Origin of the sequence: Brucella tritici, assembly GCF_902825325.1 — a bacterium.
In the GTDB taxonomy this organism is placed as follows: Bacteria; Pseudomonadota; Alphaproteobacteria; order Rhizobiales; family Rhizobiaceae; genus Brucella.
This window is the reverse complement of sequence record NZ_CADEAR010000079.1, coordinates 1-416: the sequence shown is the minus strand read 5'-3', so window position 1 is coordinate 416 and position 416 is coordinate 1. Positions and strand designations below refer to the sequence as shown.

Below are 416 nucleotides of genomic sequence, written 5' to 3'. Positions count from 1 at the left end.
ATGATCGACCGGACGGCCAACGAGCGGCAATATGACGACGGCAACTCACTCGCAAGTTATGTCAACTCGACTGTTCCAGAATGGGCCGCTGAAGCACAGGCGTTCGTCGTCTGGCGCGATCACATATGGACTTATTCGCTCGGAGAACTCGAAAAGGTAGAGACCGGCCAGCGCGAGCGACCAAACGTGGCGGATTTCCTAGCCGAATTGCCCGCGTTTGAATGGCCCGAATAACGATATCGATAACTCGGCACACCGCGCCACTCACTGAGGCGGCTTTTTCTTTGCCAATAAAAAACCTCGGCGGGGGGCTTGCCGAGGCTGTGCGTAGTTGAAGCGGGGGGCTTCAACCGCACCACTTCATCATCTCACAAACTTGCAAAGATGCAATCGTTGAGACGCGGCATTCACAGTGT

The 416-nt window shown here is 55.3% G+C and carries 1 pseudogene; it reads left to right on the top strand.

The annotated features are described in order from the left end of the window. Positions 1–234 (top strand): annotated as a pseudogene (locus HWX93_RS22745) (hypothetical protein); the annotation flags it as partial. Positions 235–416 lie beyond the last annotated feature (182 nt).